The following is a 23,131-nucleotide window of genomic DNA, read 5'->3' as shown; positions in this document are numbered from 1 at the left end:
TGGTAGAGGTGACAATCAAGAGTTATAGCATTTGAGACAACTTAGTAAGGAAAATATCTACCAAGCAGTTTGGTTAAACTGCAATTATACTATAAAGCACTTGCTAGCTACTAAATTGTTCGATTAAAAATTATATTAACTAAAAATTGGTGTCAGAAAATGGCCCAAAAAAACCTAGGATGAACAAAAAATGAAGCAGCAATAAAATCAACAAGATGATGAATAACACAAAGGCTCAAAATTTAGTCAATAGCAAAGATCGAATACAATAAAAATCAGGAAAAGGAAATAGATAATTTGATGTCGAATTACCCTCATATTCAGTCCTTGTCAACCGAATTAAGTCAGACAAATTCAGAACCTGATCGAACCTTAGAATTGACATTGACAATAGTTAATGCAGCATTGGACCGTAAAGGAGATAACATTGTTGTAATTAAAGTAACAGAAGTATCTTATTTAGCAGACTACTTCATAATTATCACAGGTTACTCTAATGTTCAAGTAAGAGCTATATATCAGGCGATCGCCCAAAAAGTGGAACAAGATAGAGAACTTTATCCTCTAGGAGTAGAAGGCCAAAGTGAAAGTTCTTGGATATTAATGGATTATGGTGATGTTATAGTCCACATCTTGAAGCCCGAAGAACGAGAATTCTACAATTTAGAAGCATTTTGGAGTCATGCAGAAAAAGTAGATATTTTATCATTGCTCAATTAGGAGCAAGCTGTCAATATGAACTACTTATTTGATTGGCATAAAATATGAAGTGAGGAAAAATTGATTTATGACTAGACAGATAATATCTAGATCTCCAGTTCCGCCAGAACAACAACCAGTCAACGAATACGAAGAACTCAAAAATTCCTGGTTATTTTGTTGGGTAACATTAGAAAGACCTCAGTATATAAAGAAGTTAGTCTGGGTTTGGCTCTGGAGTTGGTTAGTATCAGGCCCAGTAGCAGCAGCAAGTTTTTTTCCAGAGAAATATCCGATCGAGTTTTTACTGAGTGGGTCAGCAGGTGCAAGCTTTATTCTAATTTTGGTATTATTGCGAATTTATTTAGGTTGGAATTATGTACGATCGCGTCTTGCTAGTACCACTGTTTTTTATGAAGAGTCTGGTTGGTATGACGGACAAACATGGCTGAAAACATCAGAGGAAATTACAAAGGATAAGTTAATAGTTAACTATCAAGTTCAGCCACTTCTCAAAAGATTACACAAAACTTTTTATAGTTTGCTCTTAATGATTTGTATCGGTGTAATAATCTGGGTTTCGATCTAAAACTTACCCAAAATAGTTACCGAATAATTAATAATTAATAATTAATAATTAATAATTAATAATTAAAGAATTCAGCTTTATTAGCTTCCCATTTTAAAGGGAAAAAAATAAAATTTTTTCCAATTATGTCAATCCTCTCTCTTTTAAGGAGAGGTAATTATTAATTGTTAATTGCTGAAAAAAAGTTATACAGCAATCCTAAATAAGTTGCGGGTAATCAAAAAGTAGATAAAAAAAAACTGAAACTTCCACCTGTTACCTGTTCCCTAAAAGCGGTAAGATTTTTATACACAAATAAAATAGGATTGCTATAGTAATTTTGATTAGAAAATATTCCAGATTTCAAGCCTCCTTATTGAAGAGGTACTGATAACTGATAACTGATAACTGATAACTGATAACTGAAATGACAAGGGGAAAAAGAACACAAACTTCGCAACTAGAAGTCAGACTACTCCGAGAAGGTATCGTTGAATCAATTCACCAAGTTCAGGCCACTGTGTGCGACCATAGAGGTCGAGTGTTATCTGTGGCCGGAAATGCAGATACTGCCACATTTGTCCGTTCAGCTCTCAAACCATTTCAAGCTTTAGCAGTTACTACTACAGGTACTCTAGAACGTTATGACTTAACTGACTTAGATTTGGCCATTATCTGTAGTTCCCATCAAGGTACAATAGAGCAAGCAAGACAGGTATTTAACGTTTTATGGCGTTGTGATATTGACCCATCAAAGCTCCAATGTCCAACTCCTGCCAATAAAAATAGTCCTTTGCAATATAATTGTTCTGGTAAGCACGCAGGTATGCTGGCTGTTTGTCAACAAAGAAATTGGCCGATGGAGTCTTACCTACAGATGAAGCATCCAGTTCAGCAGTTGATTATTAGTAAAGTCGCTGAGTTACTGGCAATGCCTGCTGTAGAATTTATTGGCGCTCGTGATGACTGTGGTGCCCCAACTTATCTGCTGCAATTGAGTCAAATGGCAACTTTGTACGCCAAACTGGCTTCTGGTGATAGTTTGGATCTAGAACGAATTGTCAGGGCGATGACTTATCATCCAGAAATGGTTGGGGGAGAGGGAAGTTTTGATACAGAGTTGATGCGCTTGACGGCTGGAGAAATTGTTAGTAAGTCTGGGGCTGAGGGAGTGCAATGTATTGGTCGGGTAGGTGAAGGGATGGGTTTGGCCATAAAGGTTAATGATGGTGCTAAACGAGCGAAATATGCAGTGGCTATTCACTTGTTAACTCAGATGGGTTGGATAAGTCCAACTATTGCTGAAACTCTAGCGGACAACTATATGTCTCTCAGTAATGTCAAGCGTTTGGAAGTAATGGGAGAAATGTGTATGGTATAGTTTAATAATTAATAATTAATAATTAATAATTAATAATTACCTCTCCTTGAAAACGGATAGGATTGACTAATAATGAAAATTTTTTGGTTGTGCAGAGCGTAAAGTGTGGGATAAGTAAGTAGGGCTGGCCAATATAATCTAAAAGCACTGAGATATAAAGCCTTAGCGCATTTTTGTCGCGAATGGGGTGCAAATTTTTCAGCCTTTAAGACTAAAAAGTTAGGACGGGTGAGAGACACTTCCCAAAAAGATACAGGTACAATTATTCCTCCTACTTTCGAGGGTCTTCCCACAGGAACCAACTTCCCATCCTCCCCACACTTCCTTGACGCACTACCAATTTTTTCTTCTCTTGGTCTCATGGATATGGCGCAGGTTTCCTCGCAATCCCTCTACCGCTTGTTTCTCCTTTAAAGGAGAGGCTTTAAGCCTTAATTATTCGGTAATATAAAATCCGGTTATATACTATATGTTTATAACTATGCTTCAATCTCCCCTACTCCCCTACTCCCCTACTCCCCTACTCCCCTACTCCCCTACTCCCCTACTCCCCTACTCCCCTACTCCCCCAACTATATGATAAGTATTCAACCGGATTTGATATAATTGGACGGCCCTGAAAAAAATTTGGAAAATATTTTGAGTAAGGGGTTGCAATTTTTATGAGGTTATGGTTATACTAATTAAAGACGACGCGGGATAGAGCAGTCTGGTAGCTCGTCGGGCTCAAGTTATAAGGTAAGACAAACAAAATCAAGCACAAATAGACACCGCTAGTCACTAAGCTTGAAGTTATACCTTGTAAGGGGCGGCATACGAAGAAATTTGTATGTGATTACTTGTCAAATTCGGGGAAACCGTTAGCGGGGTAATCCCGAGCCAAGCTCCAAATAAAAGGAGAAGGTGTAGAGACTGGTTGGCAAGTACCCTAGCAGTTCTAGTTTGATAGAAGCTGAGGGTAAAGGGACAGTCCAGACCACAAACTAATTCTTAGAGTTGAGAATTAAGGCAGTGAAAGCTGTGGTGGTAAGCATAACCCGAAGGTCGGTGGTTCAAATCCGCCTCCCGCCATAAAAGTTAATAATCTAAAAAAGAGTCTGGTAAATTTTAAGATTTATCAGGCTTTTTTGATTTTTGGTATCAATAGAAGTCAGAAGTCATAATTAATAGGAATTTGATCGACGAAAAAAGTAATTGAGATGATTTGCATAGTATAAATATCTACCAAGCTACAGATTTATATACTACTTTTAATGATACGCTCTTGAAGTTCCGAATGTGGGATAAAATGGTTTCCAGTTAATAGCTAGGTCATCGCCATTAAAGTACAATCATAGCCGAAATCATCAATGCCCAATTTCCAAAAAGCGTGAGGTACAAAATTTTAGGTTTTAGGTAAAAGGGAAGAAAGATAAGAGTTTACCTAACTAAACCTAGCACCTACTCAAAAAATTCAATGTAGCAAAATTTTATGAATTTGGTAGAAAATGACAAATTGGAAATATTTGAGATTAATTATCGGTACTGTATTTTTCTTGATTTTGCCTCCATCTCTAGTAACAGAGAAAATAGAGAAAGTGCAGATATATTCAAAAGCAGTTGCAGAAGAGACTAAAAAATATAGCGATCGCCTGACTCAAGAAAACCTACAAACTCAAGCACAGCAACTGGATAAGAAAGCTAAACAACAACTTGAAAATGGGGAATTAGAAACGGCCTTAGAAACTTTGCAGCAACTCCTAGATATTCATACTCAACAGGGTGTTCGCGATAGCGGAACAGAGTTCTATCGCCTCAAGATCGGCAGCACCCTCTACAATATGGCCAGCATCGAGCGGCAACTACAGCAGTATCAGAAAGCTTTAGAGAATTATGAGCAAGCTTTGGAAATTAGTCAACAGTTAGGCGATACAGAGCAAGTTGCTGCCATCCTACATAATATTGGTACAGTTTATTCTCAGCTGAGTCAATATCCACAAGCATTAGCATCATTAAATAAAGCACTGAAAATGCGTAGGCAACTGCGCGATACTACTGCTATTAGTAGTACTTTAAATAAAATAGGTGTTATCTACGATCGCCAAGGTAAATATCCAAAAGCTATAGAGTTTTATGAAGAAGCTTTAGAAATGGCTAAAAGGGAAAAAGATAATGTCAATCTTACTGCAATTTCAAGTAATCTTGGCTTAGTTAATTCAAGGTTAGGTCGCTATAAGCAAGCTATAGATTTTTATCAGAAAATTTTACAGAATAATCCCTCAAACAAAGCCAAGTTTTTAACATATATTGGAGCAATTTATCGCCACTTAGAAGAGTTTTCTAAAGCTTTAAAGTTTTACGAACAAGCTTTAGAAATTTATGAAGAAAATCAAGACCGCTTGAATATAGCAATAACTATAGATAATATAGGTATAATTTATCGAGAACAGGAAAAATATTCCCAAGCATTAGAATATCATCAACAAGCGTTAATTATTTGGAAAGAGTTAGGCGATCGGGAAGGTAAATCTGCCTCTCTTCATAATATTGGTATAGTGTATCGAGAGTCCGGTAAGTATTCTGAATCTCTAGAATTTTTGACTCATACTTTAATTCTTGATCGACAACTTGAAAACCAAAATAGAGAAAGAATTACTCTTGCTGATATAGGAAAATTATTAGCAAAAAATGATCGACCAGAATTAGCAATAATATTTTATAAAAATCAATTAATATTACAGAAAAAATCCGCCCAGATTTACAGGTTTTACCAGTAGAGGAACAAAGGGATTATTTAGACGGTACTGTTACTGAAATATATCGGGATTTAGCTAATTTATTGCTAGAGCAAAAACGAGCCATAGAATCACATCAAATCCTAGATTTATTGAAGGTACAAGAAGTATTTGAGTATCTGGGAGGCATCAACCCTAATGATAATAAATCTAATGAAGTTATTATGCTAAAACAGGAAAATATTTTTATAGAAAAATATACTAATTTCTTAGATAAAATAGGCAAAACTGACGAGAAAACTCAGAATATTTCATTAGAAAAATTAGTTGCTATTCACGATTTTATTCGTAGTGAAGAAATAACAGAAATTAGGTCAGAAATAAAGAAGAAAGCTAAGAGTCAAAAACTTACCCCTGAGATGCTGGTTTTGTTACAGCGTGAACTCAAGGAACATAAAAAAGAAAATGCAGCAGTCTTATATCCTTTGATTTTAGAAGATCGCCTAGAATTAATCTTAGTTACTGCTAATTCTCCCCCAGTTCATCGTACAGTGTTAGTTAATCGGGAAGAATTCGAGCGGATGGTTTTTGCATTTAGAGTAGGATTAGTTGATAGAAGAAAGGTTAATAATACCTTTGATTCTCGAGTTGCGAAAGCTGGATTAAAACTTTATAAATGGTTAATTAAGCCAATAGAAAATGACCTCAAAACTAAGAGAGTGAAAACTATTATTTATGCACCAGATGGCAAGCTTCGTTATATTCCTATAGCAGCTTTATATGATGGGGAAAGATGGCTGACAGAGAGGTTTAAAATCAATAATATTACTGCTGCAAGTATTATGGATTTAAGTCCAAGGAGAAATAGAAATATCCGAATTTTGGCAGGTGCTTTAACTGAAGGAAATTATAGCTTTGCAATTGGCAGAAGAAAGTTTGAATTTGAAGGTTTGCCTTTTGCGAAAGTAGAGGTAGAAAAGCTAGGGAGTATTTTTCCTCAAACCAAGAAATTATTAGGAGATGATTTTACTAAACAATTTATGGAATTAAGGATGGGTAGTCATAGTTTAATACATTTTGCTACTCATTCTGCTTTTGTTAGTGGTAGTCCAGAAGACTCTTTTATATTATATGGAGATGGGGAACTCGCTAGTTTACGAGAAGTAGAAAAGTGGAATTTATATGGTGTAGAATTAGTGGTTTTGAGTGCCTGTGATACTGGTAAAGGAAAACTGCTAGGAGATGGTTCAGAAATTCTGGGTTTTGGTTATCAAATGCAAGTTGCAGGTGCAGCAGCAAGTTTAGCAACTTTATGGCGAGTAGATGACCGGGCTACTTCTGAATTTATGAATAATTTTTATACAGCTTTAAGCAGTGGGAAAAATAAGGCTGGGTCTATACAAAAAGCACAAATTGCGATGATTAATAGTGAGTATAATCATCCTTATTATTGGGCACCATTTATTTTAATTGGTAATGGGTTTTGAAGGAAGAAGAAAGAAGGAAGAGGGAAGAAGGAAGAGGGAAGAGGGAAGAAGGAAGAGAGTGCATCTCAATGCGTGAATAAAGCCAAAAATTTATCGCTTTTAGGGAACAGGGAACAGGGAACAGGGAACAGGGAATAGGGAATATATAGGAAAAAAGTATTTTTTCAAATATAAGATGCACCCAATAGGGATGATTAATAATGAGTATAATTATCCTTATTATTGGACAGGATTTATTTTAATTGGCAATGGTTTTTGAAGAAAGAAGGAAGAGGGAAGAAGAAAGAAGGAAGAGAGTGCATCTCAATGCGTGAATAAAGCCAAAAATTTATCGCTTTTAGGCAACAGGGAACAGGGAATAGAGAATATATAGGAAAAAAGTATTTTTCTAAATATAAGATGCACCCAATAGGGATGATTAATAATGAGTATAATTATCCTTATTATTGGACAGGATTTATTTTAATTGACAATGGTTTTTGAGGAGGAAGGAAGTTCAAAAATTAATAATTAATAATTAATAATTAATAATTAGGGAGACCCATCTAATCTAAAAGTCTTTACAGATAAAGGTAAGTGCCTTTCTAAGTATCAAAAAGTATAAGTTTTTAGGTAGTAATGGTTCAAAAATTTAGGATTTTGGTCAAGAGTTGGGCAGAAAAATCAACGGATGATTATTCCTGCTATCTCTTCTATAATTTCCATTTATCCTGACTTCTGACTCCTCCTCTTACCAGTAGATGACCAGGGTACTTATGAATTTATGAGTAATTTTTATACAGCATTAATAAAGGGAATAAATCAGGTTATAGATGTGCAAAAGGTGTAAATTTGGATGATTAATAGTGAGTATAGTCATCCTGATTATTGGGCACTATTTATTTTAATTGGCAATGGTTTTTGAGGGGGTCATTTCAGTTAGCCTCCTGGCGGAGGAGCTACGCTATCAGTTAGCCTCCTCCGGAGGAACTGCGCCCTTCAGTTAGCCTTCTATGGTCGTAACTGCGGACTTCAGTTATCAGTACCTCTGCAATAAGGAGCCTTGATATAAAAAATATTTTCTTTTTTATCCCCTTAAAAGGGGAGGCGCATACCCACAATTTTTCGGGAAGAAAGAAGGAAAAAGAAAGAAGGGTAGATGACCAGGGTACTTCTGAATTTATGAGTAATTTTTATACAGCATTAAGAAAGGGAGTAAATCAGGTTATAGATGTGCAAAAGATGCAAATAGGGATGATTAATAGTGAGTAGAATAATCCTGATTATTGAACACCATTTATTTTAATTGGCAATGGTTTTTGAGGAAGAAGGAAGTTCAAAAATTAATAATTAATAATTAATAATTAATAATTAGGGAGACCCATCTAATCTAAAAGTCTTTACAGATAAAGGTAAGTGCCTTTCTAAGTATCAAAAAGTATAAGTTTTTAGGTAGTAATGGTTCAAAAATTTAGGATTTTGGTCAAGAGTTGGGCAGAAAAATCAACGGATGATTATTCCTGCTATCTCTTCTATAATTTCCATTTATCCTGACTTCTGACTCCTCCTCTTACCAGTAGATGACCAGGGTACTTATGAATTTATGAGTAATTTTTATACAGCATTAATAAAGGGAATAAATCAGGTTATAGATGTGCAAAAGGTGTAAATTTGGATGATTAATAGTGAGTATAGTCATCCTGATTATTGGGCACTATTTATTTTAATTGGCAATGGTTTTTGAGGGGGTCATTTCAGTTAGCCTCCTGGCGGAGGAGCTACGCTATCAGTTAGCCTCCTCCGGAGGAACTGCGCCCTTCAGTTAGCCTTCTATGGTCGTAACTGCGGACTTCAGTTATCAGTACCTCTGCAATAAGGAGCCTTGATATAAAAAATATTTTCTTTTTTATCCCCTTAAAAGGGGAGGCGCATACCCACAATTTTTCGGGAAGAAAGAAGGAAAAAAAAGAAGGGTAGATGACCAGGGTACTTCTGAATTTATGAGTAATTTTTATACAGCATTAAGAAAGGGAGTAAATCAGGTTATAGATGTGCAAAAGATGCAAATAGGGATGATTAATAGTGAGTAGAATAATCCTGATTATTGAACACCATTTATTTTAATTGGCAATGGTTTTTGAGGGGGTCATTTCAGTTATCAGTTATCAGTACCTCTGCAATAAGGAGCATTGATATAAAAATATTTTCTTTTTATCCCCTTAAAAGGGGAGGCGCATACCCACAATTTTTCGGGAAGGAAGAAGGAAAAAGAAAGAAGGGTAGATGACCAGGGTACTTCTGAATTTATGAGTAATTTTTATACAGCATTAAGAAAGGGAGTAAATCAGGTTATAGATGTGCAAAAGATGCAAATAGGGATGATTAATAGTGAGTAGAATAATCCTGATTATTGGACACCATTTATTTTAATTGGCAATGGTTTTTGAGGGGGTCATTTCAGTTATCAGTTATCAGTACCTCTGCAATAAGGAGCATTGATATAAAAATATTTTCTTTTTATCCCCTTAAAAGGGGAGGCGCATACCCACAATTTTTCGGGAAGGAAGAAGGAAAAAGAAAGAAGGGTAGATGACCAGGGTACTTCTGAATTTATGAGTAATTTTTATACAGCATTAAGAAAGGGAGTAAATCAGGTTATAGATGTGCAAAAGATGCAAATAGGGATGATTAATAGTGAGTAGAATAATCCTGATTATTGGACACCATTTATTTTAATTGGCAATGGTTTTTGAGGGGGTCATTTCAGTTATCAGTTATCAGTACCTCTGCAATAAGGAGCCTTGATATAAAAAATATTTTCTTTTTTATCCCCTTAAAAGGGGAGGCGCATACCCACAATTTTTCGGGAAGAAAGAAGGAAAAAAAAGAAGGGTAGATGACCAGGGTACTTCTGAATTTATGAGTAATTTTTATACAGCATTAAGAAAGGGAGTAAATCAGGTTATAGATGTGCAAAAGATGCAAATAGGGATGATTAATAGTGAGTAGAATAATCCTGATTATTGGACACCATTTATTTTAATTGGCAATGGTTTTTGAGGGGGTCATTTCAGTTATCAGTTATCAGTACCTCTGCAATAAGGAGCCTTGATATAAAAAATATTTTCTTTTTTATCCCCTTAAAAGGGGAGGCGCATACCCACAATTTTTCGGGAAGGAAGAAGGAAAAAGAAAGAAGGGTAGATGACCAGGGTACTTATGAATTCATGAGTAATGTTTATACAGCATTAAGAAAGGGAATAAATAAGGTTATAGATGTGCAAAATGTGCAAATAGGGATGATTAATAGTGAGTAGAATAATCCTGATTATTGAACACCATTTATTTTAATTGACAATGGTTTTTGAGGAGGAAGGAAGTTCAAAAATTAATAATTAATAATTAATAATTAATAATTAGGGAGACCGATCTAATCTAAAAGTCTTTACAGATAAAGGTAAGTGCCTTTCTAAGTATCAAAAAGTATAAGTTTTTAGGTAGTAATGGTTCAAAAATTTAGGATTTTGGTCAAGAGTTGGGCAGAAAAATCAACGGATGATTATTCCTGCTATCTCTTCTATAATTTCCATTTATCCTGACTTCTGACTCCTCCTCTTACCAGTAGATGACCAGGGTACTTATGAATTTATGAGTAATTTTTATACAGCATTAATAAAGGGAATAAATCAGGTTATAGATGTGCAAAAGGTGTAAATTTGGATGATTAATAGTGAGTATAGTCATCCTGATTATTGGGCACTATTTATTTTAATTGGCAATGGTTTTTGAGGGGGTCATTTCAGTTAGCCTCCTGGCGGAGGAGCTACGCTATCAGCTAGCCTCCTCCGGAGGAACTGCGCCCTTCAGTTAGCCTTCTATGGTCGTAACTGCGGACTTCAGTTATCAGTACCTCTGCAATAAGGAGCCTTGATATAAAAAATATTTTCTTTTTTATCCCCTTAAAAGGGGAGGCGCATACCCACAATTTTTCGGGAAGAAAGAAGGAAAAAGAAAGAAGGGTAGATGACCAGGGTACTTATGAATTCATGAGTAATGTTTATACAGCATTAAGAAAGGGAGTAAATCAGGTTATAGATGTGCAAAAGATGCAAATAGGGATGATTAATAGTGAGTAGAATAATCCTGATTATTGAACACCATTTATTTTAATTGGCAATGGTTTTTGAGGAAGAAGGAAGTTCAAAAATTAATAATTAATAATTAATAATTAATAATTAGGGGAGACCCATCTAATCTAAAAGTCTTTACAGATAAAGGTAAGTGCCTTTCTAAGTATCAAAAAGTATAAGTTTTTAGGTAGTAATGGTTCAAAAATTTAGGATTTTGGTCAAGAGTTGGGCAGAAAAATCAACGGATGATTATTCCTGCTATCTCTTCTATAATTTCCATTTATCCTGACTTCTGACTCCTCCTCTTACCAGTAGATGACCAGGGTACTTATGAATTTATGAGTAATTTTTATACAGCATTAATAAAGGGAATAAATCAGGTTATAGATGTGCAAAAGGTGTAAATTTGGATGATTAATAGTGAGTATAGTCATCCTGATTATTGGGCACTATTTATTTTAATTGGCAATGGTTTTTGAAGGAAGCATAAAGTTGAAATATAGCGTTTCTCAAATTGGTGAGATACAGTTTTAGATCCCCCCTAACCCCCTTAATAAGGGGGGAACCACTTAAAAAGGGGGGAGGTTTCACTCGTTCTCCTTAAAAAGGGGGATAATGGGGGATCGTAAATGTACCTTATCTTTATGAGAAATGCTATATTATAAGTTATGAAATATTATAAGTTAAGTGTAGATATCAATTTATAGAGACAATATAAAATGATAAATTGGAAATATTTTAGATTAATTATAGGTACGGGATTTTTTTTCTTTTGCCTTTATCTGTAGTCACAGAAAAGGTGCATATAAATGCAAAAGCAGTTATACAAGAGACTACAAAATATAGCGATAAAACTACGTTTCGCTGGCGCGATCGCTCGCTCCCAGAAAATTTAGAAATAAAAGCACAACAACTTTACCAGAAAGCTACACAACAATTTCAAAATGCTGAATATGAAGCAGCTTTAGAAACTTTGCAACAGGTGTTAGATATTCGTAAGCAACAAGGCGATCGCGATAGCGGAACGGAGTTATATCGCTTTAACATTAGTAGTACTCTCTACAGTATAGCAACCGTTTATAAGCAATTACAGGAATATCAGCAAGCGTTGGAGTATTATCAGCAAGCACTGGAAATTCGTCAACAGTTAGGAGACCAAGATAGAACATCTGTTCCGCTCCGCGAACGAATTGCTGCTACCCTACACAATATTGGCACAGTTTATCATCACCTTAGTCGATATCCCGAAGCATTGGTATCTTTAAATCAAGCACTGGTAATACGTCGGCAACTTGAGGATAGTGCTGCTGTTGGTCGCACTTTAAATGAAATTGCTGTTGTTTACGATACTCAGAGTAGGTATCTGAAAGCTTTAGAGTTTTATCAAGAAGCTTTAGAAATTGCTCAACAGGAAAAAGATAATGCAAGTATTAGGGCAATTTTAAGTAATATGGGGTTGGTCTATTCTCAGTTGGGTCAATATGAAAAAGCTATTGATTTTTATGGGCAAGTTTTAGAGACTAACCCTCCAACAAAAGGTATTATTTTAAATAATATTGGTGCTGTTTATCGTCGGTTAAAAGAGTTTCCGAAAGCTTTAAAATTTTATCAAGAAGCTTTACAAATTCATCAGGAAAATCAAGACCGTTTTGCCATAGCTACAACCCTTGATAATATTGGTGTAATTTATCGAGAACAAGGTAAATATTCTCTAGCTTTAGAGTCTCATCAACAAGCATTAGAGATAAGAGAAAAATTAGGCGATCGCGAAGGTAAAGCGGCTACTCTTCATAATATTGGTATAGTTTATCGAGAGTCAGGGAGCTATGCTGAAGCATTACAATTTTTAACTCATGCTTTAATTATTGATCGACAACTGGGAAACAGGGATGGGGAAAGAATTACTCTGGGAAATATAGGTAAGTTATTAGCAAAAGAACGACCTGAATTAGCCATAATTTTTTATAAACAATCGGTTAATGTTACTGAAGATATTCGTCAGGATTTAAAGGTTTTACCAGTAGAGCAGCAGGAGTCTTATGTAGAAAGTGTTGCGGAAATATATCGTAGTTTGGCTGACTTATTACTTCAACAAAAACGTGTTATGGAAGCCTATCAAATTCTAGATTTATTGAAGGTGCAAGAAATATTTGAGTATATTAGAAGTTTAGAATCTGATAAGTATAAATCTACGGAAGTTCCACTGCTGGAAATGGAAAAAAAGTTATGGAAAAAGTATAACCAATTTATAGATACTGTAGGTCAAAATCGGGATAAAAATCCAGATATTTTATCAGCAGAATTGGTTGATATTCAGAGTTTGATTGATAGTCCGGAAGTAACAAATATTGTATTGGAGTTAAAGAAAAATGCGAGTAGTCAAAAACTGAATGTTGAGATATTAGCTTCTTTGCAGTCTGAACTAAAAAATCATAAGCAAGAAAATACAGTAGTTTTATATCCTTTGCTTTTAGAAGACCGCATCGAATTAATATTAGTAAGTCCTAATTCTCCTCCATTACATCGTACTGTTTTAGTCAAGCAGGAAGAATTTAAGCAGGCACTTTTAGAATTTAGACTGGGATTAACTAGCACCAGAAAAGTTGGAAATAAAAATCGCTCTGATTATAGAGCTATGAAGGCAGGATTAAAATTCTATAATTGGTTGATTAAACCTATAGAGTCTCATCTAAAAAATTCTGGTGCGAAAACTATTATTTATGCACCGGATGGTCAGTTACGTTATATTCCTTTAGGAGCGTTATATGATGGAGAAAAATGGTTGGTAGAGAGATTTAAAATTAATAATATTACTGCTGCTAGTTTAATAAAATTTATCCCCAGGGAAGAGATTAATCCTCAGATTTTGGCAGGTGCTTTGACTGAAGGTAATTATAAATTTATAGTTGCCGAAAGAAAGTTTGATTTTGACAAATTACCCTTTGCTGGAGTAGAGGTAGAAAAGTTAGCTGAAATTTTTCCTGAAACTAAAAAATTATTAGGAAATGCTTTTACTAAAGAAGCTATGGAGTCAAATATGGGTAGCTATAATATCGTACATTTTGCTACTCATTCTGCTTTTGTCAGTGGTCATCCAGAAGAATCTTTTATTCTATTTGGAGATGGTAATCTCACTAATTTACGAGAAGTAAAAGATTGGAATTTAAAGGGTGTAGAATTAGTAGTTTTGAGTGCTTGTCAAACTGGTTTAGGGAAAGAGTTAGGAAATGGGGCAGAAATTCTGGGTTTTGGTTATCAAATGCAAGTAGCTGGTGCAGCAGCAAGTTTGGCAACTTTATGGCAAGTTGATGACCAGGGTACTTCTGAATTTATGAATTATTTTTATGCAGCTTTAAAGAATGGAGTAAGCAAAGTTGAGGCAGTGCAAAAAGCACAAATTTCTATGATTAATAGTGAGTTTAATCATCCCTATTATTGGGCGCCATTTATTTTAATTGGTAATGGGTTTTGATGAAGAAGGAAGAGGGAAGTAGTAGTAGGGTGTGTTAGCGTTTGCGCAGCATTCCGCAGGAAAGCGTAACGCACCATTTTTCAGGAAAGCGTAACGCACCTCAAAGATTACTTAATAATTAACTTTGTGTAATTTGGAAAATATATATTAGTGCATTACTTAATAATTAACTTTGTGTAATTTGAGAAATATATATTGGTGCATTACTTAATAATTAACTTTGTGTAATTTGGGAAATATATATTGGTGCATTACTTAATAATTAACTTTGTGTAATTTGAGAAATATATATTGGTGCGTTACGGCTAACGCCTAACGCACCCTACGTTATACTTTGTGTAATTTGGAAAATATATATTGGTGCGTTACTTAATAATTAACTTTGTGTAATTTGGAAAATATATATTGGTGCGTTACTTAATAATTAACTTTGTGTAATTTGGAAAATATATATTGGTGCATTACTTAATAATTAACTTTGTGTAATTTGAGAAATATATATTGGTGCGTTACGGCTAACGCCTAACGCACCCTACGTTATACTTTGTGTAATTTGGAAAATATATATTGGTGCGTTACTTAATAATTAACTTTGTGTAATTTGGGAAATATATATTGGTGCATTACTTAATAATTAACTTTGTGTAATTTGGGAAATATATATTGGTGCATTACTTAATAATTAACTTTGTGTAATTTGGGAAATATATATTGGTGCATTACTTAATAATTAACTTTGTGTGATTTGGAAAATATATATTGGTGCGTTACGGCTAACGCCTAACGCACCCTACATTATACCTCTTAATTCGTATATCCGTGGCATAATCCGTGTGAGCTACTCTCCTAATAATGGTGCTTCAACTAAATCATTTAATCCTGCTGATTCTAATAATTCTTGCCAATCATTTTCTAACTCTAAATTATCGGGTTCAGCTAAACGTAATTCAGCTAAATTTTTCACTGCATCTAACCAAATTCCATTACTAGCATAGATACTTGGATATTCATTTTTTTCAGCATTTTTTAGTCGATCTGCCAGATTGGAATTAGGCTCAATTCGCCTCAGCCAACCACTAGCAACTAAATCATCTCTTCTTTTCTTGGGATTACAAATAACTCTAATAATCCAACGATAATTTTTACCAATTTCTAACTTTGCTTCTGCCTCTGGAATACTAATAGCTATTACACCAGATTTAGCTGGAATATTTATAGGTTCTGTGCGGTAAATATCTGTTACACCATCTTCCTTTTTAATCAAAATCTGCATTAATTCTGCTGAAGTGGGAGGAACATACATAAAAATTTGAGGAGATTTTGCTACTGTTAATTGCACCTTATTTTTATCTATTTCTGGATTGGGGATTAAAGCAGTTAAAGATAAACCATTGGGATAATCATCGTCTTGAGGGCACTTTTTAGAATCGCGAGTTTTGCCTGCTTTAGTTGTGGGTGGTGATTCTAAATCTTCTTGGGGTTTGTATTGAGTATTTTCTACTAAGAGAAAGGGGTTAGTAGTTAAAAATAAAATAGTTGTTAAGTTTGCTATATAAGTTTGCCAAGTCATTTGATTTTGGGATATTTTTTTAGAAAATACTATAGCATAAGGTGGAATTATGGAGCGAGTAAAAGTTCAGAATAGTCAAATGAATAATGATAATTGTAGTTTGGAAAAAGTAGGCAGAAAAACAGTTATGATTCTAGATAAATTACCAAAAGGCGATCGCGCTTTAACTTTCTTTATAGGACTATTATTTGCTAGCAGCATTCCTATTCCTATCATTGCTCAACATAGCACGATAGTAATGGCTCAGGTATCTAACCCAGAAAACAATTCTGAATTAGAGGATACACAACCTGGGCAAGGATTGGGCGGACAACTAGCAATATTTGTTGGTCATCAAGATGATATTAATAGTGTCAAATTTAGCCCCGATGGCAACTATATTCTGACAGCTAGTGACGATAAAACTGCTCGTTTATGGGATCGGGAAGGCAATCCTTTAGCTACTCTTCAGCACGATCATAAAGTAAAGGATGCTAAATTTAGTCCTAACGGAAATCAGATTATCACAGTTAGTTATGTCGGTATTTATCTCTGGGATAAGAAAGGTAATCTCTTAGCAAATCTTAGAGGTGGAACACGAACCTCAAAATTTAGCTCTGATGGCAACCTTATTCTCACGACTCAGTCTGGAGATGAAATTGCTCGTCTTTGGGATAGCAACGGCAATCTCTTGGCTAAGTTGCAGCATGAAGCAGATATTGAGAAAGCTACATTTAGTCCCGATGGTAAGCTTATTCTCACAGCTAGTAAGGATGGAACTGCCCGTCTCTGGGATCAGAAAGGTAATCTACTTACGACTCTCCAGCACGAGAGTCGTCTTATGAGTGTAGAATTTAGCCCTGATGGCAGCCACATTCTGACGACTGCTGTTAGAGATGCTTATTTATGGGATAGAAAGGGTAATCTCTTGGCTAATATGAAGGATTCTTTTTATGGTCATGGACATCCCCCACTCAATGATGCTAAGTTTAGTCCGGATGGTAGACTCATTCTTACTTCTAGCGATCGAATTATTCGCCTTTGGGATAGAGAAGGCAACTCTATTAGTATTCTTAAAGGACATGAGGATGATATCAATAGTGTAGAATTTAGTCGGGATGGTAGTCGCATTCTTACCGCCAGTTATGATAAAACTGCTCGTCTCTGGGATAATAAAGGTAATCTGTTAACTATTTTTGAGCATCAGCACAACGTCCAGAGTGCAAAATTTAGCCCTGATGGCAACCAAATTATCACTACAAGTTGGGATAGTTGGGAGGAAAAGACAACCCAACTCTGGGATAGGAAAGGTAATATCCTTAAGGTTTTTCGATATGAGGATCGAATTGCTGGTGTTGAATTTAGCTCTGATGGCAGCCAGATTCTGAGTTGGGGAGATAATATCGCCCGCTTAAGGAATTTATCAGAGCTAATAGCTGTGCAATCCGAACAAACAGAAGCATTAGAAACCTTTGAAGAAGGGGTAGCGCAACAAAATTCTCAACTGACACGCATGGAGGAGGAAGATGATGTTGAGATTGCTATATTCAGCCCCAATGGAACTCTTATCCTTACGAGAACTCTTAATGGTAGGCAGCCGCGTTTATGGGATCGAGAAGGTAATCTTGTAGCTGAGTTCAAAGGACATAAACAGTCTGTCCAGAGTGGTGAATTTAACCCGAATAGTCGCGAGATTCTCACGACTGCTTTAGATGGAACGGTTCGCCTCTGGGATAGAAATGGCAATTCCTTTACTGTTTTTGATATGGATAAGAATTTACCCGTTGTGGCACAATTCAGTCCTGATGGAGAACACATTCTTATATCAGGACATTTTTCATCTCTATCCTACTACCTGTTGGATAAGCAAGGTAATCTTGTAGCTGAGTTCAAAGGACGGGGTGCAGAATTTAGCCTTGATGGAAAGTTTATTATTACGACTGCGGACAAAATTGCCTACCTCTGGAATCGCAAAGGTAATCTTGTTGCTGAGTTGGAAGGTCATCAGCATCGCGTCCACAATCCCAGATTTAGTCCTGATGGGGAGCAAATTTTCACTGCTAGCTATGATAAGGTTGCTTACCTCTGGAATAAAAAAGGTAATCTCTTAGCTGAGTTCCAGCATGAAGGAGAGGTGACAAATGTAGAGTTTAGTCCTGATGGGAAACACCTTCTTATTTTTAGCTACCCAAGAACTGAGCCAGTTATGGGAAGTCTTTATCCACAGGCCGATTTATGGAACATAGACAATAATTCTCGCCGTATATCTCGGTTAGGTAGAGTTTCGAGCGCAGAATTTAGCCCTGATGGGAAATACATTCTCACCGTTAATTTGGATAATACTGCCAGTCTCTGGGATTCTCAAGGTAATCTCCTTCCTGTTTCTTTTGACCATAAAGATGAAGATGACGATGAGGATAAAGATAAGGTCAAAAGTGCAAAATTTAGCCCTGATGGGAATCAAATTTTCACAACTAGCGACGATCTAACTGTTCGTCTTTGGGATAGGGAAGGCAAGCTGTTGGCTATTTTCCGGGGGCATAACAGTGTTGTCACAAGTGCAAAATTTAACCCTGATGGTGGCCAGATTCTTAGTGTAAGTCAGGATAATACTGCCCGTCTGTGGGATATATCGGGAGCAGTTACAAATCAAGCAGAGCAATTAGCAGCACGACAAAACTCATCTGAAAATAATAATCAACAAACAGCGGTAACATTACTAGGGGTGGGCAATACTCAAGCCAAGTTAGGAGAGTTTCAAAAGGCTCTCGATTCTTATAATCGAGGATTAACCTTATCGCAGGAAGCAGGAGCGATAGCAGTAGAAGCAAAAATTCTTAATGCTTTGGGTGAACTCTACAATAATTTAGCCGAATCGGACACTGCTCTTAATTACCATAACCAAGCTTTACCATTGCTATATCAGCTCAATGACAAGGGTGGTGCAGCTATCACTCTGAACAACATTGGTGACATTAATGCTGTTACAGGAAAACATCAAGATGCTCTAAAATCCTATAACCAGGCTATAAACCTCTCCCAAACTGGAGGCGAGCAAAACGCAGAAGCAGTTAGTTTAATGGGTATTGGGAACGTCTATATTGCTTTACAAGAATGGTCAACTGCTCTGAAAGCTTACAAGCAAGCTTTGAAGATATCCCGCTTCCTTAAGGATGAAGGCAAAGAAACCATAATCCTCAAGCAATTTGGAAAAGTACAGGCTGCATTAGGTGAGGAGTCCACTGCCTTAGACTATTACAATCAAGCTTTACTCTTATCTAGGGACCTGGGTTACAAAAGTGAAGAAGCGAGCATTCTCTACAACCAAGCTACTTTAAAGCGACAACAAAATAACCTTTCTGTTGCTCAAGCAGAAATCGAGACAGCAATTAAGATTGTGGAAGAACTCCGGACTAAAATTATTAGTCAGGACTTGAGAAAATCCTACTTTTCTACAGTTCAAAATTACTATCAACTGTACATTGATATTTTAATGCAACTCCACAAACAAAACCCAGACCAAGGTTTTGACGCCAAAGCACTCCACGCCAGCGAACGCAGTCGTGCCCGCTCCCTCCTCGAACTCCTCACCGAAGCTAACGCCAACATTCGTGAAGGCGTCAACCCAAACCTATTAAACCAAGAACAAACCATACTCCAAAAATTTGATGCCACCGAAAAACGTCGCTTAGAATTAGTCAAAAGCGACTACAAACCAGAACAACTAGAAAAAATCAAACAAGAATTAGCCACTCTCCAAACACAATACCAACAACTGCAAAACCAAATCAAACAAACCAGCCCCAGTTACGCAGCTCTCAAATATCCACAACCCCTTAACCTCAAACAAATTCAACAACAGGTACTCGACGACAACACCATACTCTTAGAATATTCCCTCGGAAAAGACCGCAGCTATCTTTGGGCAGTAAGCAAAAATAGCATCACCAGTTACGAACTTCCCCCCCAAGCAGAAATAGAAACCGCTGCGCAACAATTTATAGATCTGCTCACCGCATCAGACCTCAGAAGTAGTCCCCAAGACTTACCCAACGCTGCTCAAGCTCTGAGTGAAATTATCTTACAACCTGTAGCGTCACAGTTAGAAAACCAACAGTTGTTGATAGTAAGTGATGGCATCTTACAATACATTCCCTTTGCAGCATTACCAGCACCAGGAAAAAACACCTTACTATTGGCCAATAGTAAAATTGTCAACGCTCCCTCAGCTTCTACTATTGCTATTAACCGCAATCAAACAGCCAACCGTCAGACAGCAGCAAAAACAATAACTATATTAGCCGACCCTGTTTTTTCTCCTGATGACGAGCGCGTTACAGGAATAGCTAAAGAAAATGATTGTCAAACTAGGGGAAGAGGTGGAATTACAGCAGAACCAGTTTTGACTCCTGATGAAAAGACTGTTGCAACAATAGCTCAAAGTAATAATTCCCCAGAAACAGTAGACTTATTACGAGGTCAGCGAATGACCAGAGCTGCTAGACATGGTAGTGGTAACTGGGAGCGACTGCCATGCACCAGAATTGAAGCAGAAGCAATAATTGCTCAAGTTCCCGATCCTCAGCAACGCAGTTATGCTTTAGACTTTGAAGCTAATAAAGAAAAAGCTACTAATCCAGAATTAAACGAATACCAATTTGTACATTTTGCCACCCACGGTTTCTTCAATGGTACTCAACCAGAATTATCGGGAATAGTCATGTCTTTAGTAGATGAAAATGGCAACCAAAAAAATGGATTTTTATATTTACAAGATGTATTTAATTTGAAATTATCAGCAGAATTAGTAGTATTGAGTGCTTGTGAAACGGGATTAGGAGAAGAAGTAAAAGGAGAAGGAATAGTAGGTTTAACTCGTGGATTTATGTATGCAGGAACTCCGAGGGTTGTTGTTAGTTTGTGGAAAGTAGATGATGAAGCAACTGCGGAATTAATGAGCTTATTTTATCAGAAAATGTTAGTAGAAAAAAAGAAGCCAGTAGAAGCATTGAGGGCGGCGCAAATTGAGATGTTAAATTCAGCGGAATGGCAAGACCCTGAATATTGGGCAGCGTTTACTTTGCAGGGTGAATGGCAGTAATAAAGTCAAAAGTCAAAAATCAAAAGTTAGAAGTTAACCCACCCCTAACCCCTCCCAGGAGGGGAAGTAGGGGATTTGAGCAAGGCTCCAAAAATATTTCGCCAACCTAAGGCGGGGTTGGGAGAGCCAATTATTTTGCTCAAAATCCGTAATTCCTCTTGAATTCTGAATTCTGACTCCTACCCTCACCCATAAAACTTATTCAGCAAGCCCTAATTATTCATTATTCATTATTCATTATTCATTGTTATCGCCAGTCAGGAGGATAAAGACTATCAACATTAGGCATTTCATCAATCTTTTGTAGCAAATCTCCTAATTTTGGATATTTTTTCTCTATAGGTAAGATGTCTATGTTTAATTTACTTACATCTTCCTGAGCTGCTAATTTTTCGACAAATTTAAAAATAGGATAAATAGCAATATCCGCAGCAGATAATTTATCGCCTGCCAACCAATTTTTATCTGCTAAAACCTCGTCATTGAGTATGGTAAATTCTTCTTTTAATTTCTGGAAATTTTCAACAACTTCCTTCTCTTTCTCGGCTAAACCCCCAAAGAAAATTGGAGGGATAAGCTGAAGTAAAGAGGGCACAATTACATTTTCAACTTCACATACCTGTTGCCAAATTATTGCTTTTTCTTGGCTAGTATTACCAAAAAGTTGCCACTCAGGATAGAGAGAATCTAAATATACTAAAATTGCTATAGATTCACGCACAAATAATTCCCCATGTTTTAGTAATGGCACTTTACCACGAGGATTTAAAGCTAGATACTCAGGTTGTTTATGTTCTCCTATTGATGGGTCTAAATAATGAGAGACATAATCAACATTATGAATTACTAAGGCCAGGTGTACTCGCCAAGCAAAAAGACTACCTTGAAAGCAAAAAAGTTCTATTGTTGGATTCATTTTCTTGAATACTATTCCGATACTGTTTTGTTGACATTTGTTAACATTTGCTAACAATGCACAGCAAGATTAACCTGCTGAGGGAGTATCTCCCAATGTCTACAAGAAAACCTGTAGACGCAAATGAATTACTTACGTCGCCTTGGTTATCGGCTCAACAGAAGTTTTAATTACTTAACCATGCTAGCGGCAACTTATCAGGATAGCGGTTACTTAGTGGTCTGGTTTTGCACCACAAACTACTCTGTTTGCTAGATTTTAGCATAATCTATACAACTAGATCGGTATAGCTGTATCAATATATATGAACTTATGTTTTTGACATCCTCCCGACGCTGCTCTACGAGACAGCGCGGGATTCCTAACCATCGCTGATTAGATCTTTCTGCTTCAATGCACCAGCCTCCAAGGTCGAGCCTCTTTTCGGTCTTACGGTCGCTTCACAGACTGACACTGCTAGCCCAGCAGCCATACTTCTAAGTCTAACACACTATTGACATGCGCCGCAAAATTGATTGGTTTTTCCTGCGGAATGCTGCGCAAACATCCCGACGCTCCCCTTCGGGAGAGCGCGGGTCTTCAACCAACGTTGAGATAAATATTAGTAAATCAACAAAGCCGTTAATTAACCTCATTTTAATGCAGTTAGAAGTCAGGAGAAAAAACGAATTTTGTACCTTACCAGTATAGGAATTGCTATATCAAATTAAACTTTAACCCAAATCTTTTCCTACGATTTAAGTATTTAATACCAAATTCACGCAAAGGTAGTTACATCTTAGGGGTGTGATTTATTCCTACAATAAAAAAATATGGCGTTGTTGAATAGCGTGTATGATATTAACCTTAATTACTCGGGAGTCAACCCACCCCTCGCCCCTCCCAGGAGGGGAAGTCAGTCGGACCTCCTCAGGAGGGAAGAAAGAGGAATAGAAGGAGAGGCGTTGCATATTTGTGGGATGAATTGTATGCTGGGACAAAAAAGAAGTATTAAGGATGAAATTTACCTGTTTAAAAAAGATTCATCCCTTGATTCAGCAACGCCAAAAATATAAATCCCATAAATTCTAACAATTCAACCTTTTTTCCTCTTTAATATTTCTGTTTTTCTTTCCCTATTCCCTATTCCCTATTC

At 36.4% G+C, this 23,131-nt stretch carries 10 protein-coding genes; 7 read left to right on the top strand and 3 right to left on the bottom strand.

Annotated features, from left to right (window positions below):
• Positions 1-300: 300 nt before the first annotated feature.
• The 3 genes from rsfS (at position 301) to SAGCYANO_RS21345 (ending at position 2,648) form a co-directional block, all read left to right on the top strand.
• The gene (gene rsfS / locus SAGCYANO_RS21355; RefSeq protein ID WP_202221902.1) at positions 301-720 is read left to right on the top strand and encodes a ribosome silencing factor; all 420 of its coding nucleotides are present in this window, start codon (positions 301-303) and stop codon (positions 718-720) included.
• A gap of 67 nt (positions 721-787) precedes the next feature.
• On the top strand, positions 788-1,288 hold the full coding sequence (locus SAGCYANO_RS21350) for a CGLD27 family protein (protein WP_202221901.1): 501 nt from the start codon (positions 788-790) through the stop codon (positions 1,286-1,288).
• Positions 1,289-1,694: 406 nt separating this feature from the next.
• On the top strand, positions 1,695-2,648 hold the full coding sequence (locus SAGCYANO_RS21345; protein WP_202221900.1) for an asparaginase: 954 nt from the start codon (positions 1,695-1,697) through the stop codon (positions 2,646-2,648).
• Positions 2,649-2,677: 29 nt separating this feature from the next.
• Here the strand turns inward: SAGCYANO_RS21345 and SAGCYANO_RS21340 are convergent, their stop codons facing one another.
• Positions 2,678-3,010, bottom strand: a complete 333-nt coding sequence (locus SAGCYANO_RS21340; RefSeq protein ID WP_202221899.1) for a hypothetical protein — start codon at positions 3,008-3,010, stop codon at positions 2,678-2,680.
• Between the two features lie 1,125 nt (positions 3,011-4,135).
• Between SAGCYANO_RS21340 and SAGCYANO_RS21335 the strand changes: the two genes are divergently transcribed.
• The 3 genes from SAGCYANO_RS21335 (at position 4,136) to SAGCYANO_RS21325 (ending at position 14,430) form a co-directional block, all read left to right on the top strand.
• Positions 4,136-5,404: a tetratricopeptide repeat protein gene (locus tag SAGCYANO_RS21335; RefSeq protein WP_202221898.1), complete on the top strand. Its 1,269-nt coding sequence runs from the start codon at positions 4,136-4,138 to the stop codon at positions 5,402-5,404.
• 62 nt (positions 5,405-5,466) lie between these two features.
• A complete protein-coding gene (locus SAGCYANO_RS21330) occupies positions 5,467-6,849 on the top strand; it encodes a CHAT domain-containing protein (RefSeq protein WP_202221897.1) in 1,383 nt (460 codons plus the stop codon).
• 4,881 nt (positions 6,850-11,730) lie between these two features.
• A complete protein-coding gene (locus tag SAGCYANO_RS21325; protein ID WP_202221896.1) occupies positions 11,731-14,430 on the top strand; it encodes a tetratricopeptide repeat protein in 2,700 nt (899 codons plus the stop codon).
• 838 nt (positions 14,431-15,268) lie between these two features.
• On the opposite strand, the gene SAGCYANO_RS21320 is transcribed toward SAGCYANO_RS21325, so the two are convergent.
• Positions 15,269-16,000 (bottom strand): DUF928 domain-containing protein, encoded by a 732-nt coding sequence (locus SAGCYANO_RS21320; protein WP_202221895.1) that lies wholly within the window; start codon positions 15,998-16,000, stop codon positions 15,269-15,271.
• A gap of 79 nt (positions 16,001-16,079) precedes the next feature.
• Here SAGCYANO_RS21320 and SAGCYANO_RS21315 point away from each other — a divergent pair, with 79 nt between their 5' ends.
• Positions 16,080-21,080 carry a CHAT domain-containing protein gene (locus tag SAGCYANO_RS21315; RefSeq protein ID WP_237396467.1) on the top strand — a complete coding sequence of 1,667 codons (5,001 nt, stop codon included), beginning with the start codon at positions 16,080-16,082 and terminating at the stop codon, positions 21,078-21,080.
• A 247-nt stretch (positions 21,081-21,327) separates the two neighbouring features.
• Here the strand turns inward: SAGCYANO_RS21315 and SAGCYANO_RS21310 are convergent, their stop codons facing one another.
• Complete coding sequence (locus tag SAGCYANO_RS21310; protein ID WP_202221893.1) at positions 21,328-21,996, bottom strand: glutathione S-transferase family protein; 669 nt, start codon at positions 21,994-21,996, stop codon at positions 21,328-21,330.
• Positions 21,997-23,131: the final 1,135 nt, after the last annotated feature.

This window comes from Okeania sp. KiyG1, from assembly GCF_014132355.1.
In the GTDB taxonomy this organism is placed as follows: Bacteria; Cyanobacteriota; Cyanobacteriia; order Cyanobacteriales; family Microcoleaceae; genus Okeania.
Note: the sequence above shows the minus strand (reverse complement) of the source record. Positions and strands in the feature narration are given on the sequence as shown.

Bases quoted from the DNA above. Each gene is read 5' to 3' on its own strand.
- SAGCYANO_RS21340 (WP_202221899.1), bottom strand. From the start codon at position 3,010: ATGAGACCAAGAGAAGAAAAAATTGGTAGTGCGTCAAGGAAGTGTGGG.
- rsfS (WP_202221902.1), top strand. From the start codon at position 301: ATGTCGAATTACCCTCATATTCAGTCCTTGTCAACCGAATTAAGTCAG.
- SAGCYANO_RS21345 (WP_202221900.1), top strand. From the start codon at position 1,695: ATGACAAGGGGAAAAAGAACACAAACTTCGCAACTAGAAGTCAGACTA.
- SAGCYANO_RS21320 (WP_202221895.1), bottom strand. From the start codon at position 16,000: ATGACTTGGCAAACTTATATAGCAAACTTAACAACTATTTTATTTTTA.
- SAGCYANO_RS21315 (WP_237396467.1), top strand. From the start codon at position 16,080: ATGAATAATGATAATTGTAGTTTGGAAAAAGTAGGCAGAAAAACAGTT.
- SAGCYANO_RS21310 (WP_202221893.1), bottom strand. From the start codon at position 21,996: ATGAATCCAACAATAGAACTTTTTTGCTTTCAAGGTAGTCTTTTTGCT.
- SAGCYANO_RS21350 (WP_202221901.1), top strand. From the start codon at position 788: ATGACTAGACAGATAATATCTAGATCTCCAGTTCCGCCAGAACAACAA.
- SAGCYANO_RS21335 (WP_202221898.1), top strand. From the start codon at position 4,136: ATGACAAATTGGAAATATTTGAGATTAATTATCGGTACTGTATTTTTC.